The sequence below is a fragment of the Frondihabitans sp. OV104 genome, assembly GCF_057787745.1.
In genome coordinates this window covers 1,395,452-1,411,597 of record NZ_CM173541.1, presented here as the reverse complement: position 1 = coordinate 1,411,597, position 16,146 = coordinate 1,395,452, and the positions used below count along the sequence as shown (strand labels likewise).

Genomic DNA, 16,146 nt, shown 5'->3' with positions numbered 1-16,146 from the left:
GCGCCTCTTCCAGCCCGCGAGGCTTACGATGAAGCGTGCCTGCAGTCAATCTCGGAATGCCCAAGATCCCCGAAGTCCTTGCGCCGCGCCGCAAGTCGCGCCAGATCAAGGTCGGCAAGGTGCTCGTCGGCGGTGACGCTCAAGTGAGCGTCCAGTCGATGTGCACGACGCCGACGACGAACATCAACGCCACCCTCCAGCAGATCGCCGAGCTCACCGCCTCGGGCTGCGACATCGTCCGCGTGGCCGTTCCGAGCCGCGACGACGCGGAGGCCCTGCCGATCATCGCCAAGAAGAGCAACATCCCGGTCATCGCCGACATCCACTTCCAGCCGAACTACGTCTACGCGGCCATCGACGCCGGCTGCGCCGCCGTCCGGGTGAACCCGGGCAACATCCGCAAGTTCGACGACCAGGTCGGCAAGATCGCCGCGGCCGCGAAGGCCGCCGACGTGTCGATCCGCATCGGCGTCAACGCCGGCTCGCTCGAGCCGAGCATCATGCAGAAGTACGGCAAGGCCACGGCCGAGGCGCTCGTCGAGAGCGCCGTCTGGGAGGCCAGCCTCTTCGAGGAGCACGACTTCCACGACTTCAAGATCTCGGTCAAGCACAACGACCCGATCGTCATGGTCAAGGCCTACCGCCTGCTCGCCGAGCGCGGCGACTGGCCCCTCCACCTCGGGGTGACCGAGGCCGGCCCCGCTTTCCAGGGCACGATCAAGAGCGCCACGGCGTTCGGCATCCTGCTCTCCGAGGGCATCGGCGACACGATCCGCGTGTCGCTGAGCGCGCCCCCGGCCGAAGAGGTCAAGGTCGGCCTGCAGATCCTGCAGTCGCTCAACCTCCGCGAGCGCAAGCTCGAGATCGTCTCGTGCCCGAGCTGCGGCCGCGCCCAGGTCGACGTCTACAAGCTCGCCAACGACGTGACCGACGGCCTCGAGGGCATGACCGTGCCGCTCCGCGTCGCCGTCATGGGCTGCGTCGTCAACGGCCCCGGCGAGGCGCGCGACGCCGACCTCGGCGTCGCCTCCGGCAACGGCAAGGGCCAGATCTTCGTCAAGGGCGAGGTCATCGCGACCGTGCCCGAGGCCGACATCGTCGAGACGCTCATCCGCGAGGCGAACCGCCTCGCCGACGAGATGCCTCCCGGAGAGATCGGCTCGCCCGAGGTCGTCACCGCGTGACGGACGTCTCGACCACCCCCACGGCCGAGGCCCCCGGGCCTCGCCCGGTCACGGCGGCCGAGCTCGAGCGGGCGACCGCGATCGTGAAGCGGGTGTCGACGGCCTTCGAGGCGAAGGTCGTGGGCCAGACCGGTCTGCGCGAGGCGCTGCTCGTCGCTCTCCTGACGGGGGGCCACGTGCTGCTCGAGAGCGTGCCCGGGCTCGCCAAGACCACGGCGGCGCAGACTCTGGCACAGGCGGTCGAGGCGAGCTTCCGGCGCATCCAGTGCACACCCGACCTCCTGCCGAGCGACATCACGGGCACGCAGATCTACGACGCGCAGAAGGCGACGTTCGTCACCCAGCTCGGCCCCGTGCACTCGAACTTCGTGCTCCTCGACGAGATCAACCGCTCCAGCGCCAAGACGCAGAGCGCGATGCTCGAGGCGATGCAGGAGCAGCAGACGTCGATCGGCGGAACCGTGTACCGCCTTCCGCAGCCGTTCCTCGTCCTCGCGACGCAGAACCCGATCGAGCAGGAGGGCACGTACCAGCTGCCCGAGGCCCAGCTCGACCGGTTCCTCCTCAAAGAGGTGCTCGACTACCCGACTCCCGCCGAGGAGGCCGAGATCATCCGGCGCATCGAGTCCGGGGTGTACGACCGCGGCGACACTGCGACGGGTGTGCATCTCGACGATGTCACGTTCCTGCAGGATGTCGCGAAGCGCGTCTACATCGACCAGTCGATCGTCAACTACATCGTGCAGGTCATCTACGTGACCCGTCATCCGCACCAGTACATCCCCGGCACGATGGCCGACTACATCCAGTTCGGCGCCAGCCCTCGGGCGAGCATCGCGTTCACGCGCGCCGCCCGGGCACTCGCCGTGCTCAACGGCCGCGACTACGTGATCCCGGACGACGTCAAGCACCTCCGCCACTCGGTCCTGCGCCACCGCCTGATCCTCGGCTACGAGGCCGCGGCCGACGAGGTGAAGCCCGAGACGATCATCGACGCCATCTTCGGCGCCGTCCAGACCCCCTGATCCGTGGCGGGCCTCCTCCTCCGGGTGAAGACGAAGATGAGCCTCTTCGCCCACCGAAAGACCCTCGACCTGCTCGAGGGCGGCTACGCGTCGGTCCATCGCGCGCGCAGCCACGACTTCGACGACCTGCGCGAGTACGTGCCGGGCGACGAGGTGAAAGACATCGACTGGAAGGCCACCGCCCGCCACGGCGAGCCCCTGGTCAAGCGCTACGTCGCGGCCCGGCGGCACCACCTGGTGCTGCTCATGGACACCGGCCGCAACATGGCGGCGACCGCCGAGAGCGGCGAGCCGAAGAAGGACATCGCGATCATGGCCTCGGGAGCCCTGGCCTCGATCGCCACCGGCCACGGCGACGTCGTCTCGCTGATCGTCGGCGACGAGGGCGGCTCGCGCAGCTACCCGCCCGGGCAGAAAGACGAGCACCTCGAGCGGCTGCTCCGCGCCGTCGACGAGCGGATCACCCTCGAGTCGCCCCGCAGCGACGTCGTGGGCCTGCTCGAGCACGTGGCCCGGCGTCTCACGACCCGCTCGATGCTGCTGGTCGTCACCGACGACGTCCGGCTCGCCGACGAGCACTTCGCGCTGCTGAAGCGGCTCCGCGTGCGGCACGAGGTGCTCTGGCTCACGATCGGCGACGCCGACCTCATGCACCCGGCGCGCGGCGGTCGCGAGGTCTACGACGTTCAGGAGATCGCGGCGCTGCCCGCCTACGTGCGGTCGAACCGGTCGCTCCAGGTGCTGTTCGCTCAGGAGGCGTCCGTCACCGTCGAGTCCACCGAGCGCGAGTTGCGGCAGCTCGGCGTCACCAGCCACCGCATCGCCTCTCAGTCCGACGTCGTCCCCGGTCTGTTCGCCCTCCTCGAGAAGCACCGCCGTGCTGGACGATAGGGGCTTCTTCGGGCCGGCCCAGTACGACCGGTTCGTCCTGTACCTCGTGATCGGCGTGCTGCTGGTCGCGCTTCTCGTCGCCTGGTACGTGTTCCTGGTGCGGGTCTCGCGCACGCGCTTCCCGCGTCCGGTGGTCGACGGCCCGAAGCCGCGCGTCGAGCTCGGCCTCCTGCAGGCGAAGTACGGCGCGATGATCGACGAGGTGAACGCGCTCTCCGAGACGGGCGAGCTCTCCGAGCGCGCCGTCCACAGCCGCCTCAGCCTGCTCCTGCGCTTCTTCGCCTCCGAGGCGTCCGGCATCGAGGCGCAGGTCATGACGCTGTCCGACCTCCGGAGCGCGCCGCTTCCGCGCGTCACCGGCGCCGTCGAGCAGTACTATCCGCCGGCGTTTAAGAAGCAGCACCCCGGCGACCCTGCCGCCGCCGTCGCGACGGCCCGCGAGGTGGTGCGCTCGTGGAGCTGATCTTCTGGTGGATGCCGCTCGCCGCCCTCGGCCTGGCGATCGTGGGCGCAGCGCTCTACGTGCGCTGGCGTCGCCGTACCCGCGACCTCCTGCGCCGTGACGGCGTGCCGGTCGCGCACAGCGAGCGCCTCACCGAGCTGCCCGAGTACCGCCGCGTGATGCGCCGGTATCGCGCCCTCCTCGGCGCCCTGCTCGCCGTCGTCGTCGTCGCGGCCGGCTCGGGCGTGCTCCTGGCGTCGCGGGTGTCGAGCGTCGAGACCGTCGAGCCGCAGTCGTACAAGCGCGACATCATGCTCTGCCTCGACGTCTCGGGGTCGATGACCGACGTCGACGCGAAGATCGTCGACACCTTCGCCTCGCTCGCCGAGGGCCTGAACGGCGAGCGGATCGGCCTCACCGTGTTCGACAGCTCGGCCGTGCAGGTGTTCCCGCTCACCGACGACTACGACTACATCACCGCGCAGCTGAAGACCTACCGCGACTCGTTCCAGACGCAGGGCGACACCGGCGTCCGCTACTGGACCGGCACCGACCTCGGCCAGGGTGCCTCGCTCATCGGCGACGGGCTCGGCTCGTGCGTGCTCGGGTTCGACGGCGACACCTCGTCGAAGCGGCCGAAGTCGATCATCCTGGCGACCGACAACTACGTGAACGGCAGCCCGATCCTGACTCTCAAGCAGGCCGGCGCCCTGGCGACCAAGCGAGGCATCCGGGTCTACGCGATCGATCCGGTCGCCGGCTCCTCCGAGAGCACGAGCGACACGGTCGCCGCCGAGCTCAAGAGCGTCGTCGACTCGACGAACGGCGGCTTCTACGGCCTGTCGGGCACCGATACCGTGCCGGCCATCGTCAAGCGCATCGACGAGCAGGAGGCCGGCCTCTTCACGGGGGCGCGGCGGCTCGTGGTCGCCGACAACCCGGTGGCGCTCACGATCGCCGGGATCCTGCTGGTGATGGGGGCCCTGGGGCTGCTCTGGCGGGTGAGACTGTGAGAGACCTCGTCTGGCGTCCGGTCCTGCCCTGGCCGTTGCTCGTCGTGGCGGCGGTCGTGCTCGTGGGCTTCGTCGCCTGGCGCATCGTCTCGGAGCGCGGCGACCGCCGCATGCTGACCGCGTGGGTAAGGCGTGCCGCCATCGTGGCCCTGCTGCTGGTCATCGCCGCGCGTCCGGGCATCCCCGGCGGCACGGCCAAGGCGTCGGTCGCCGAGCTGAACGTCTTCTTCGTCGTCGACACGACGTCGAGCTCCGCGGCGGAGGACTGGGACGGCACCGAGCCCCGCCTCGACGGCATGCGCGCCGACATCGACTCGATCACCGCCGACCTCGCCGGGGCCCGGTTCTCGCTGATCTCGTTCGACCAGACCGCCGTTCAGCGGGTGCCGCTGACCGAAGACGCGTCGGCCGTGGTGACCTCGGCGAAGAGCATGCGGCAAGAGATCACCTACTACTCCAAGGGAAGCACCATCTCGGAGGCCGCCTCGCTCCTCGGGGACCGGCTCACGGCCGCCCACACGGCCGACCCGCGCCGCGCGAACGTCGTCTACTACCTCGGCGACGGCGAGCAGACCGCCGACACCGCCCCCGGCTCGTTCTCCGCCGACCGGGCGTCGACCGATGGCGGGGGAGTCCTGGGCTACGGAACCGCCGCTGGCGGACGCATGAAGGTCTTCGACGGCTACGGCGACCAGTACTCCGCCAAGGGCTACATCGAAGACAAGACGAAGTCGGGCTCGCCCGATGCCGTCTCGGTGATCGACCAGGGCAACCTGAACACGATCGCCTCGCAGCTCGGGGTGCCGTACCTGCACCGGGAGGCGGGTGGGTCGCTGGCCTCGGTCGTCGACGATGCGAAGAAGGGCCACGTCACCAGCGCCGCGGGCAGCACGGCCAGCACGCGCGACCTCTACTGGATCCCCGCGATCGCCCTGTTCCTGCTCCTGTTCATCGAGATCGCCGTGGTCGCCCGCGCCCTCGGCGACGTGCGACCGCGCCGGATCGCGGCCGGGGGAGGTCGCCCATGACCACCACGCTCCTGCCGCCCGTCGCGCCGCCCCCGCCGCCCGACGACGTCGAGGCTCTCGACGCCGCTCCCGAGGTGCCGGCCGACCTCGTGGCCTACCGCCGTCGCTACCGGCGCCGCCTGTTCTGGTGGTCGCTCGTGCCGGTGCTCCTGGTCCTCGTCGTCGCCGTCAAGCTGCTCAGCATGCCGATTCTCGCCGGTGTCGCCCAGGGGCAGTACGAGCGCAGGAACTTCGACCAGGTCGTCGCCGTCTCGGACGGTCTCGGTCCGGTGAACGTCCTCGAGCCCTGGGTCCGCCACTTCGACCGCGGCACGGGTCTGGCGGGCATCGGGGTCCTCGTCGACTCCCGCACGGAGCTCGAACGGGCGCTCGCGCTCGTGCCCGCCTCCAACGTCGCCGCGACCTGCCGGGTGCAGACCGACCTGGCGCTGGTCGTCGAGCAGCAGGGCGACAGCGCGGTGCTCGACGGCGATCTCGACAAGGCGTCAGCCTTCTACACGCACGCTCTCGCGCTCATCGACCAGGCGCCGGACGGCTGCTTCGACGATCCCGACAGCGACTCGGCGCCGCCGAGCAAGAAGCCCCTCGACGATGCCAAGAGCCGGCTCGAGCAGAAGCAGCAGCAGGCGCAGGGGCAGGGGCAGTCCGGCGGCTCGCAGGGTCAGGGCGGCGACCAGCAGGGCGATCAGGGCCAGGGGGGCGGCCAGGGCGACCAGTCGAAGGGCGACTCCGGCCAGGGCGACGACTCCGGCTCGGGAAGCGGCTCGGGTTCCGACCAGGGGACCGGGAGCGGCTCGGGCTCCGACCCGCTCGACAAGCTGCAGCAGCAGAACGGCGACGCGCAGGAGCAGCAGCAGCGCAACAACGACCGCAACCGCCAGTTCGACCAGACGCCGAAGGACTACACGGGCAAGCCCTGGTAGGGGTGAGCGCGTGAATCCCGGAGTTGCGGGCGGTCGGTAAGCTTGCGGCGTGTCTACGCGCCTCTCTCAGCTCTTCGTCCGCACCCTCCGTGAAGACCCCTCCGACGCGGAGGTGACCAGCCACCGCCTGCTCGTGCGGGCTGGCTACATCCGGCGCCAGGCGCCGGGCATCTTCGCGTGGCTGCCGCTGGGGCTGCGAGTCAAGGCCAAGATCGAGGCGATCATCCGCGACGAGATGACGGCCGCCGGCGCACAGGAGGTGCACTTCCCCGCGCTCCTGCCCCGCGAGCCCTACGAGGCGACCGGCCGCTGGACCGAGTACGGCGAGGGCATGTTCCGCCTGCAGGACCGCAAGGACGCCGACTACCTCCTCGCGCCCACCCACGAGGAGGCCTTCACGCTGCTCGTCAAAGACCTGTACTCGTCGTACAAGGACCTCCCTCTCACCCTGTTCCAGATCCAGGACAAGTACCGCGACGAGGCCCGCCCCCGTGCCGGCCTCCTGCGCGGACGCGAGTTCACGATGAAGGACGCCTACTCGTTCGACTCGTCCGACGCCGGCCTCGACGCCAGCTACCAGCTGCAGCGAGACGCGTACGAGCGCATCTTCGCCAAGCTCGGGCTCTCGTACGTGATCGTGAAGGCCGACGCCGGCGCGATGGGCGGCTCGAAGAGTGAGGAGTTCCTGCACCCCATGGAAGCGGGGGAGGACACCTTCGTGCGCTCGGCCGGCGGCTACGCGGCGAACGTCGAGGCCTTCACCACCATCGTCCCCGACGAGATCGCACTCGAGGGGCTCGCCGAGGCGACCCTGCTCGACCCGCACGACACTCCCACGATCGCGACGCTCGTCGAGCACCTGAACGCCACGCAGCCTCGTGATGCCGGCGAGTGGACGGCGTCCGAGACGCTCAAGAACGTCATCGTGGCGCTCACGCACCTCGACGGCACCCGCGAGATCATCGCGCTCGGCCTCCCCGGCGACCGCGACGTCGACATGAAGCGCGTCGAGGTGGCCTTCTACCCCGCCGAGGTCGAGGCCGCCGGCGAAGCCGACTTCGCGAAGAACCCGCTGCTCGTGAAGGGCTACATCGGCCCGCAGGTGCTGGGCTCGGAGAGCGAGTCGGGCATCCGCTACTACGTCGACCCCCGCGTCGTGTCCGGAAGCTCCTGGGTCACCGGCGCCAACGAAGACGGCGTGCACGTGCGCGACCTGGTCATGGGCCGCGACTTCGCCGCCGACGGCGTCTACGAGATCGCTCAGGTGCGCGAGGGCGACCCCGCGCCCGACGGCTCCGGCCCCATCGAGACCGCCCGCGGCATGGAGATCGGACACGTCTTCCAGCTCGGGCGCAAGTTCGCCGATGCCCTCGGGCTGAAGGTGCTCGACGAGAACGGCAAGCAGGTGACCGTCACGATGGGCTCGTACGGCATCGGCGTCACGCGCATCCTCGCCGTCATCGCCGAGTCGAACAACGACGACAAGGGCCTGATCTGGCCCGAGAACGTCGCTCCCTTCGACGTGCACGTGGTCGCCACGGGCAAGGACGCCGTCGTCTACGAGGTCGCGGAAGAGCTCGTGTCGGCCCTCGAGGGCGCGCGCCTCGACGTCCTGTTCGACGACCGGCCCAAGGTCTCGCCCGGTGTCAAGTTCGGCGACGCCGAGCTGCTGGGCGTGCCGCAGATCGTCGTCGTAGGCCGCTCGGCCGGCGAGGGGATCGTCGAGCTGTGGGACCGCCGCACGGGCGAGCGGACCCCTGTTCCCGTGGCGGAGGCCGTCGCCGCTCTGACGACCAGGTAGACTGCTTGTTGCTGTTCGGCCACCGCTAGAACGGCACGATTCTTAAATATTGGAGGCCCTCAGTGGACATCGACCTGAGTGTGCTGCGACTCATGGAGCGCGAGCGCGAGATTCCCTTCGACGAACTCGTGGAGATCATCGAGCAGGCCATTCTCACGGCCTACCTGAAGCACGAAGGCAACGGCGAGGGCCACGGGGCCGAGGCACCCGGAGCCGAGTCGCGCTCGTCGGCCCGCGTCGAGCTCGACCGCAAGACCGGCCACGTGTCGGTCTTCTCGATCGAGCACGACGACAACGGCGAGGTCGTCGGCGAGGCGATCGAGACCCCAGACGACTTCGGCCGCATCGCCGCTTTCGCCGCGAAGCAGGTCATCAACCAGCGTCTGCGCGACATCGGCGACGACAAGGTCCTCGGGCAGTTCAAGGGCCGCGAGGGCGAGATCGTCGCCGGCGTGATCCAGCAGGGTCCCAACCCGCGCATGATCCACGTCGACCTCGGCTCGTTCGAGGCGATCCTGCCCCCCGAGGAGCAGGTGCCCGGCGAAGACTACTCGCACGGGCGACGCATCCGCGTCTACGTGACCAGCGTCTCGAAGGGCTTGAAGGGCCCCAGCGTGACCGTCTCGCGAACCCACCCCTCGCTGGTGCGCAAGCTGTTCGCGCTCGAGGTTCCCGAGATCGCGTCGGGTGTGGTCGAGATCGTGTCACTGGCTCGCGAGGCCGGCCACCGCACGAAGATCGCCGTCCGCGCGACCGAGCCCGGGGTCAACGCCAAGGGCGCCTGCATCGGCGAGCTGGGCCAGCGCGTCCGGGCCGTCACCGCCGAGCTCAACAACGAGAAGATCGATATCGTCGACTACTCGGCCGACCTGCCGACGTTCGTCGCGAGCGCCCTGTCGCCCGCCAAGGTGTCGAGCGCGTTCGTGATCGACGCCGCGACCAAGGCCGTCCGCGCGCTCGTGCCCGACTACCAGCTGTCGCTCGCCATCGGCAAGGAGGGCCAGAACGCCCGCCTCGCCGCCAAGCTCACGGGCGCCCGCATCGACATCCAGCCCGACTCGATCCTCGAGGATTAAGCCGGTTCGCTCGTGGCGTCTGGGCGTCCGAGCAAGGGAGGGGTAGAGTGGAACCCGTCAGAACGTGCATCGGCTCTCGAACGCGCGCTCCACGATCCTCTCTTTTGAGGGTCATTGCCCTCGAAGGGCGCGTCGTACCCGATACGGCAGCGTCGCTCCCCGGGCGGGGCGCCTGGTTGACCCCGTCGATGCCGGCGTTCGAATCAGCAGTCAAGCGCAGGGCGTTTCGCCGGGCACTCCGACTCGATTCCGAACCCGACACCAGTGCGCTCCGCGAGTTCCTCGAGGCGCGTACGACACATCCCGCAGAAGTCGTCACCCAGTGACGGCCGCCGCGAACTAGCCAGTGGCGCCAACCGGGCGCCGCGAGTCACTACACAGACAGAAAAGGCTGATCAGCCCATGGACAACTAATGAGCACCTCGAAATGAGTTGCGTCCAGCACTAATGGCTTCCTCCTGACCCCGGGTGGAGGCCCGAGACAGGAGAACAGTGGCAAAACCACGCGTACACGAGATCGCAAGCGAGCTCGGTATCGAATCGAAAGCAGCGCTCGAGAAGCTGAAAGAGATGGGCGAGTTCGTCAAGGGCCCGTCGTCCAGCATCGAGCCGCCCGTCGCGCGCAAGCTGCGCGCCGCCTTCGCCGGCCAGTCCGGCTCGGCCGCTGCGGCACCGGCTGTCAAAGCACCCGCTGCCAAGGCGCCCGCCGCCACGGCACCGGCGACCGCTGCCAGCAGCGCGCCGCGACCCGGCGCTCCGCGCCCCGCCGCGCCCACCCCCGGCCCGGCGGCTCCCAAGGCCCCCGTCGCCGAGACCCCGGCCCCCGAGGGCGAGCCGGCACCCGCCGCCGAGGTCCCAGTCACGCCGGCGCCCCTGACGGTCGCCGAGCGCCAGGCTCAGGCCGAAGCCGCTCGCAACGCCCCGAAGGCCGACGCGGACACCGCCGAGGCCACTGCGGGTGCGCCTCGTCCCGGCGGTCCTCGTCCCGGCGCTCCGCGTCCGGGCAACAACCCCTTCGCTTCCAACCAGGGCATGGGCCGCCCGTCGGCCCCGCGTCCGGGCGGAACCGGCGCAGCCGGTCCTCGTCCTGGCGGCGCCGCTGGTCCGCGTCCCCAGGCGCCGCGCCCCGGCGCACCCCGTCCGGGCGCTCCGCGTCCGGGTGGCGCACCGCGCCCCGGCGGCTTCGGCCAGCGTCCGGCCGGTGCGGGCTCGCGCCCCGGCGGCTTCCAGCGCCCCGGCGGCCCTGGTGCCGGCGCAGGTGCAGGCGCACCCGGTGGATTCCGACCCGGCTTCGGCGCTCCGCGCCCGGCCGGCGGCGGTGGCGGCGGTCGCGGTCGCGGCCCCGGTGGTGGTACCGCCGGTGCGTTCGGTCGCGGTGGCGGCAAGAGCAAGGCACGCAAGTCGAAGCGGACGAAGAGGGCCGAATTCGAGATGCGCCAGGCACCGTCGCTCGGCGGTGTCAGCGTCCCGCGCGGCGACGGCACGACCGTCGTCCGCCTGCGTCGCGGCGCGTCCATCTCGGACTTCGCCGACAAGATCGACGCGAGCCCCGGCAACCTCGTGACCGTGCTGTTCCACCTCGGTGAGATGGCCACGGCGACCGAGTCGCTCGACGAGGCCACCTTCGAGGTGCTCGGCGAAGAGCTCGGCTACCGCATCCAGGTCGTCTCGCCGGAAGACGAAGACAAGGAGCTCCTCGAGGGCTTCGACATCGACCTCGAGCAGGAGCTCGAAGACGAAGACGAGTCGGTTCTCCAGATCCGTCCTCCCGTCGTCACGGTCATGGGTCACGTCGACCACGGTAAGACGCGACTTCTCGACGCCATCCGCAACGCGAACGTCGTCGCGGGTGAAGCCGGCGGAATCACGCAGCACATCGGCGCCTACCAGGTGTGGGCTCCGCACGAGGGCGTCGAGCGCGCCATCACCTTCATCGACACCCCCGGTCACGAGGCGTTCACCGCCATGCGTGCCCGTGGTGCCCAGGTCACCGACATCGCGATCCTCGTGGTCGCAGCCGACGACGGCATCATGCCGCAGACGGTGGAGGCGCTGAACCACGCCCAGGCGGCAGGAGTGCCGATCGTGGTCGCGGTCAACAAGATCGACAAGGAGGGGGCCAACCCCGCCAAGGTCCGTCAGCAGCTGACCGAGTACGGGCTCGTCGCGGAGGAGTACGGCGGAGACGTCATGTTCGTCGACGTGTCGGCTCGCGACCACAAGAACATCGACAAGCTGCTCGAGGCTGTCCTCCTCACGGCCGACGCGGGTCTCGATCTGCGTGCGAACCCCGAGAAGGACGCCCGCGGTATCGCGATCGAGGCGCGACTCGACAAGGGCCGCGGTGCTGTCGCCACCGTCCTCATCCAGTCCGGAACCCTCCGGGTCGGAGACGCCATCGTCGCGGGAACGGCTTACGGCCGCGTCCGCGCCATGATGGACGAGAACGGCGACCCGGTCGACGAGGCCTACCCCTCGCGTCCCGTCCAGGTGCAGGGCCTCTCGAGTGTTCCGCGAGCCGGCGACACCTTCCTCGTCACCGAGGAAGACCGCACGGCCCGTCAGATCGCCGAGAAGCGCGAAGCCGTCGAGCGCAATGCCCAGCTGGCCAAGGCCCGCAAGCGCATCTCGCTCGAGGACTTCACCCGTGCACTCGAAGAGGGCAAGGTCGAAGCGCTCAACATCATCATCAAGGGCGACGTCTCGGGTGCCGTCGAGGCACTCGAAGAGTCGCTGCTCAAGATCGAGGTGGACGACAGCGTGCAGCTGCGCATCATCCACCGTGGTGTGGGTGCGGTCACCGAGAGCGACGTCAACCTGGCGACCGTCGACAACGCGGTCATCATCGGGTTCAACGTGCGCCCCGACACGAAGGCGCGCGAGCGTGCTGCCCGCGAGGGAGTGGACATCCGCTTCTACTCGGTCATCTACGGCGCCCTCGAAGACATCGAGAACTCGCTCAAGGGCATGCTCAAGCCCGAGTTCGAAGAGGTCCAGTCGGGTGTGGCCGAGATCCGCGAGATCTTCCGCTCCTCCAAGGTCGGAAACATCGCGGGTGTCATCGTCCGCTCCGGAACGATCACGCGCAACGCCAAGGCGCGCGTCATCCGCGACGGCGTGGTGGTCGGCGACAACCTCGCCATCGACTCGCTGCGTCGCTTCAAGGACGACGTCACCGAGGTCCGCACGGACTTCGAGGCCGGTATCGGTCTGGGCAAGTTCAACGACATCCAGATCGGCGACGAGATCGAGACCATCGAGATGGTCGAAAAGCCCCGCGTATAGAACGTGAGGCACTGGGCCCGCAGGATCACGTGATCCTGCGGGCCCTTCCCCCTGCAAGGCCAGTACCCCGGAAAGAAGGCCCCATGGTCGACGTACAGCGCGCCAGCAAGATGGCCGATCGCATTCAGCAGATCGTCGCCCGCCGCCTCGAGCGCGGTATCAAGGATCCCCGCATCGGCTTCGTCACCATCACCGATGTGAAGGTCACGGGCGATCTCCAGCACGCCTCGATCTTCTACACGGTCTACGGCTCCGACGAGGAGCGCGCCGACACCGCCGCAGGACTCAAGGCGGCCACCGGCATGTTCCGCTCGGAGGTCGGCAAGAACATCACGGCGCGGCTCACCCCGTCGCTGGAGTTCATCCCCGACGGCATCCCTGAGAACGCGGCGGCCATCGACGCCCTGCTCATCGAGGCACGACAGCGCGACGCCGAGAGCATCGCGCTGGCCTCGACGGCCGAGTACGCCGGCGACGAGGACCCGTACGTCAAGCCGCGCGAGCTGCACGACGACGACGAGGCGGAGTACTCGCTCGACGGTCCCGCGGGCGGCTCGGAGGAGCCCGACGGCGGCACCCGCTAGTTCCTGCACCGGCTGAGGGCTGAACCCTCTCGATCGGCCTGGGCGCCAGTCCGCGGACAGGTGCACTGGCCGATCCGAGGGGTCTCGCCCCCGCGCGTCAGTCGGGCAAACCGTATCCGGCCGACGGCGTCCCGACCACCAGGCCGTCGCGCACGAGGCTGGCGAGTGCTCGCGACCGCTGCACGTCGTCGCCCCACACCTCGTCGAGCTCCGAGGCGGGCACCGGGTTCTCGCTCGCCCGCAGGGCCCCCAGCAGCAGGCCGCGCACCTGGCGGTCCGACCCCTCGTACTTCTTCTGCGTGCGGCGCGGCGGGCCGTCGTGGGCGGGACGGCCTCTGAGCACCCACGCGCACTGGGCCTCGAGGGGGCACTCGGCGCAGCGGGGCGAGCGGGCCGTGCAGACGAGAGCCCCCAGTTCCATCGTCCCGGCATTCGTGTCGTGCGCGTCGGCGAGGTCGTCGGGCAGCTGCGACTCCATCAGCGGCAGGTCGCGCTTCGCGTGGGGCGAGCCCGGTTCGGCCAGGCCCTCGACGGCCCGGGCCAGCACCCTCCGCACGTTGGTATCGACGACAGGAACTCGCTTGCCGTACGCGAACACCGCGATCGCCCGCGCGGTGTAGTCGCCGATCCCGGGCAGGGCGAGGAGCTCGTCGACGTCGGACGGCACCACGCCGCCGTGCTTCTCTGTGATGGCCACGGCGCAGGCATGCAGGTTGAGGGCGCGGCGGGGGTAGCCAAGGCGATCCCAGGCGCGCACGGCCTCCGAGGCGGGGGAGGCGGCGAGCGACTCCGGGGTCGGCCAGCGCTCCAGCCAGGCCTCGAGCTTGGGGATCACGCGCACGACCGGGGTCTGCTGCAGCATGAACTCGCTGACGAGCGTGCCCCAGGCGGGGAAGCCGGGCTGCCGCCAGGGGAGGTCGCGGCCGTTCTCGCGGAACCACGAGACGATCGCGGGGGAGATTGTCACCCGTCGAGCCTAGGCTCTGAGCCATGATGCGATGGGCACCCGAGAAGAAAGACACCGTTCGCGCCCTGGCGGACGAGATCCTGCACAACTACGGCCGTGGCCGGGTGCTCGTCGCGGTCGACGGTCCCGACCGGGCCGCCGCGGCGGTATTCGGCGACGACCTCGTCGAATCCCTGCACGAGGCCGACCACGGCGCGTTCCGCGCCTCGGTCGACGACTTCCTGCTGCCCCGGGCCGAGCGCGAGCGCCGAGGCGACGACTCCGCGGTCGACGAGTCGGCGCTCCGCCGCATGCTGATCGAGCCGTTCCGCCTGGGCGGCAGCGCCGCGTGGGTGCCGGCGGCCTTCGACGCGGTGGCCGACCGGCAGGTCGAGGCCGACTGGGTCACGGGTCCGGCCGACGCCGTCCTGGTCGTCGACGGGGCGCTCGAGGGCCGTTCTGCTCTCGGCACCCTGTGGCACTACGCGGTCTGGGTCGAGGGCTCCGACGCGGGCGACCGCAGTCCCGATGGCCGAAGGCGCGCTCAGGCGATCATCGACAACACCGACCCCGAGCACCCGCGCCGTCTCTTCGACGACGCGTGCTGAGGCCGGCGCACCCCGCCCGCTAGGCTAGGCGATCGTGAACAGCGGCCCCCAGCACAGCGGCATCCTCCTCGTCGACAAGCCGCAGGGCATCACGAGCCACGACGTCGTGTCGCGTGTCCGCAAAGCAGCCGGCACGCGCAAGGTCGGCCACGCGGGCACCCTCGACCCGATGGCGACCGGACTCCTCGTCACGGGTGTCAACTCGTCGACCCGCCTCCTCACCTTCCTGGTCGGTCTCGGCAAGACCTACGAGGCGACCATCCGCCTCGGCTCCTCGACCGACAGCGACGACGCCGACGGCACGGTCACGGCGACGGCCGATCCCGATGCGATCGCAGCCGTGGCCGACGACGCCATCGCGGCGGGCGTGGCCGAGCTCACCGGCGACATCCAGCAGGTGCCGACGACCGTCAGCGCGATCAAGGTCGACGGCAGGCGCGCCTACGACCTGGCCCGCGAAGGTGTCGAGGTCGAGCTGAAAGCCCGGGCCGTCACGGTATCGCGCTTCGAGATCGTCGGGCGCCAGGATTCGTCCGACGCGATCGACCTCGATGTCGTCGTCGACTGCTCCTCCGGCACCTACATCCGTGCACTGGCGCGCGATCTCGGCGCGGGTCTCGGCGTCGGCGGCCACCTCACCGCCCTCCGGCGTACGAAGATCGGTCCGTTCGACGTGGCCGACGCGATCGAGACGCTCGACGCCGAGTCGGTCCGGCCCGCGCTGCTGGCGCCCGCCGTCGTCGCCCGTCGGCTCTTCTCCGTGCTCGAGCTGACCGCCGAGCAGGCGGTCGACCTCGGTCACGGCAAGAAGCTGGCCGTCGACCTCGCCGACACGAAGCGCCCCGTCGCGGCGATCTCGCCCGGCGAGCGGCTCGTCGGGCTCGTCTCGGTGTCCCGGGGCACGGCCCGTCCCATCGTCAACTTCCCTACGGACGAGGTCCGGTCATGATCGAGTGGTTCACCTGGGTCCAGGCCGCCATCGGCGCCGCCGTCGCGCTGTTCTGCGTCGTGATGGGGCTGGCCCGCCGCATCCCCAACGACTACACGCTCGGCGCCGTCGCCCTGGTCGAGCTGCTTCTGATCGCCCAGCTGGTGGTGGCGATCATCGCCCCGTTCGCCGGCAACCGCGCCTCGGGCAGCGTCCTCGAGTTCTTCATCTACCTCGTCGTCGCCCTGCTCCTGCCGCCCCTCGCGGTCGTGTGGGCTCTCGTCGACCGCACCCGCTGGAGCAACGTCGTGCTCGGCGCCGCCGTCTTCGCTGTCGCCGTGATGGTCGTGCGCATGCTTCAGATCTGGACGGCGACGGCCTCGTGACCGTCGCGGTCGCCGCCGGTGCCCGC

At 70.1% G+C, this 16,146-nt stretch carries 16 protein-coding genes; 15 read left to right on the top strand and 1 reads right to left on the bottom strand.

The features are described from left to right. The first annotated feature begins 35 nt into the window (after positions 1-35). The 12 genes from ispG (at position 36) to rbfA (ending at position 13,252) form a co-directional block, all read left to right on the top strand. Complete coding sequence (gene ispG, locus AC3CBB_RS06635) at positions 36-1,184, top strand: flavodoxin-dependent (E)-4-hydroxy-3-methylbut-2-enyl-diphosphate synthase (protein ID WP_199738177.1); 1,149 nt, start codon at positions 36-38, stop codon at positions 1,182-1,184. Then, positions 1,181-2,209 (top strand): AAA family ATPase, encoded by a 1,029-nt coding sequence (locus AC3CBB_RS06630; RefSeq protein ID WP_123504804.1) that lies wholly within the window; start codon positions 1,181-1,183, stop codon positions 2,207-2,209. The genes ispG and AC3CBB_RS06630 overlap by 4 nt, the downstream gene beginning before the upstream one ends. A 3-nt stretch (positions 2,210-2,212) precedes the next feature. After that, positions 2,213-3,100, top strand: coding sequence for a DUF58 domain-containing protein (locus AC3CBB_RS06625; RefSeq protein ID WP_123504803.1), 888 nt, complete (start codon positions 2,213-2,215; stop codon positions 3,098-3,100). After that, on the top strand, positions 3,087-3,563 hold the full coding sequence (locus AC3CBB_RS06620; protein WP_488626419.1) for a hypothetical protein: 477 nt from the start codon (positions 3,087-3,089) through the stop codon (positions 3,561-3,563). Before AC3CBB_RS06625 ends, AC3CBB_RS06620 begins: the two co-directional genes overlap by 14 nt. Then, a complete protein-coding gene (locus tag AC3CBB_RS06615) occupies positions 3,554-4,555 on the top strand; it encodes a vWA domain-containing protein (protein ID WP_488626418.1) in 1,002 nt (333 codons plus the stop codon). Before AC3CBB_RS06620 ends, AC3CBB_RS06615 begins: the two co-directional genes overlap by 10 nt. Then, entirely contained in the window at positions 4,552-5,583 is a 1,032-nt protein-coding gene (locus AC3CBB_RS06610; RefSeq protein WP_488626417.1) for a VWA domain-containing protein, read from the top strand. Before AC3CBB_RS06615 ends, AC3CBB_RS06610 begins: the two co-directional genes overlap by 4 nt. Beyond that, positions 5,580-6,506 (top strand): hypothetical protein, encoded by a 927-nt coding sequence (locus tag AC3CBB_RS06605; protein ID WP_488626416.1) that lies wholly within the window; start codon positions 5,580-5,582, stop codon positions 6,504-6,506. Before AC3CBB_RS06610 ends, AC3CBB_RS06605 begins: the two co-directional genes overlap by 4 nt. A 49-nt stretch (positions 6,507-6,555) precedes the next feature. Next, positions 6,556-8,307: a proline--tRNA ligase gene (locus AC3CBB_RS06600; RefSeq protein ID WP_488626415.1), complete on the top strand. Its 1,752-nt coding sequence runs from the start codon at positions 6,556-6,558 to the stop codon at positions 8,305-8,307. A 62-nt stretch (positions 8,308-8,369) separates the two neighbouring features. Then, positions 8,370-9,383 (top strand): transcription termination factor NusA, encoded by a 1,014-nt coding sequence (gene nusA / locus AC3CBB_RS06595; RefSeq protein WP_123504797.1) that lies wholly within the window; start codon positions 8,370-8,372, stop codon positions 9,381-9,383. A 47-nt stretch (positions 9,384-9,430) separates the two neighbouring features. Continuing rightward, entirely contained in the window at positions 9,431-9,709 is a 279-nt protein-coding gene (locus AC3CBB_RS06590) for a YlxR family protein (RefSeq protein ID WP_488626414.1), read from the top strand. A 166-nt stretch (positions 9,710-9,875) separates the two neighbouring features. After that, on the top strand, positions 9,876-12,668 hold the full coding sequence (infB, locus tag AC3CBB_RS06585) for a translation initiation factor IF-2 (RefSeq protein ID WP_488626413.1): 2,793 nt from the start codon (positions 9,876-9,878) through the stop codon (positions 12,666-12,668). Positions 12,669-12,751: 83 nt separating this feature from the next. Beyond that, entirely contained in the window at positions 12,752-13,252 is a 501-nt protein-coding gene (rbfA, locus tag AC3CBB_RS06580) for a 30S ribosome-binding factor RbfA (RefSeq protein WP_123504794.1), read from the top strand. A 97-nt stretch (positions 13,253-13,349) separates the two neighbouring features. Here rbfA and AC3CBB_RS06575 read toward each other — a convergent pair whose 3' ends face one another. Next, on the bottom strand, positions 13,350-14,219 hold the full coding sequence (locus tag AC3CBB_RS06575; protein ID WP_488626412.1) for an HhH-GPD family protein: 870 nt from the start codon (positions 14,217-14,219) through the stop codon (positions 13,350-13,352). 23 nt (positions 14,220-14,242) lie between these two features. Here AC3CBB_RS06575 and AC3CBB_RS06570 point away from each other — a divergent pair, with 23 nt between their 5' ends. From AC3CBB_RS06570 to AC3CBB_RS06560, 3 genes are read left to right on the top strand one after another with little or no spacing between them, the layout of a single operon-like run. Next, a complete protein-coding gene (locus AC3CBB_RS06570; protein ID WP_123504793.1) occupies positions 14,243-14,806 on the top strand; it encodes a nucleoside/nucleotide kinase family protein in 564 nt (187 codons plus the stop codon). 31 nt (positions 14,807-14,837) lie between these two features. Continuing rightward, positions 14,838-15,755: a tRNA pseudouridine(55) synthase TruB gene (truB, locus tag AC3CBB_RS06565; RefSeq protein WP_370454061.1), complete on the top strand. Its 918-nt coding sequence runs from the start codon at positions 14,838-14,840 to the stop codon at positions 15,753-15,755. After that, on the top strand, positions 15,752-16,120 hold the full coding sequence (locus tag AC3CBB_RS06560; RefSeq protein ID WP_488626411.1) for a hypothetical protein: 369 nt from the start codon (positions 15,752-15,754) through the stop codon (positions 16,118-16,120). Before truB ends, AC3CBB_RS06560 begins: the two co-directional genes overlap by 4 nt. Positions 16,121-16,146: the final 26 nt, after the last annotated feature.

Coding starts and splice junctions, on each gene's coding strand:
- rbfA (WP_123504794.1), top strand. CDS start 12,752: ATGGTCGACGTACAGCGCGCCAGCAAGATGGCCGATCGCATTCAGCAG.
- AC3CBB_RS06605 (WP_488626416.1), top strand. CDS start 5,580: ATGACCACCACGCTCCTGCCGCCCGTCGCGCCGCCCCCGCCGCCCGAC.
- AC3CBB_RS06570 (WP_123504793.1), top strand. CDS start 14,243: ATGATGCGATGGGCACCCGAGAAGAAAGACACCGTTCGCGCCCTGGCG.
- AC3CBB_RS06560 (WP_488626411.1), top strand. CDS start 15,752: ATGATCGAGTGGTTCACCTGGGTCCAGGCCGCCATCGGCGCCGCCGTC.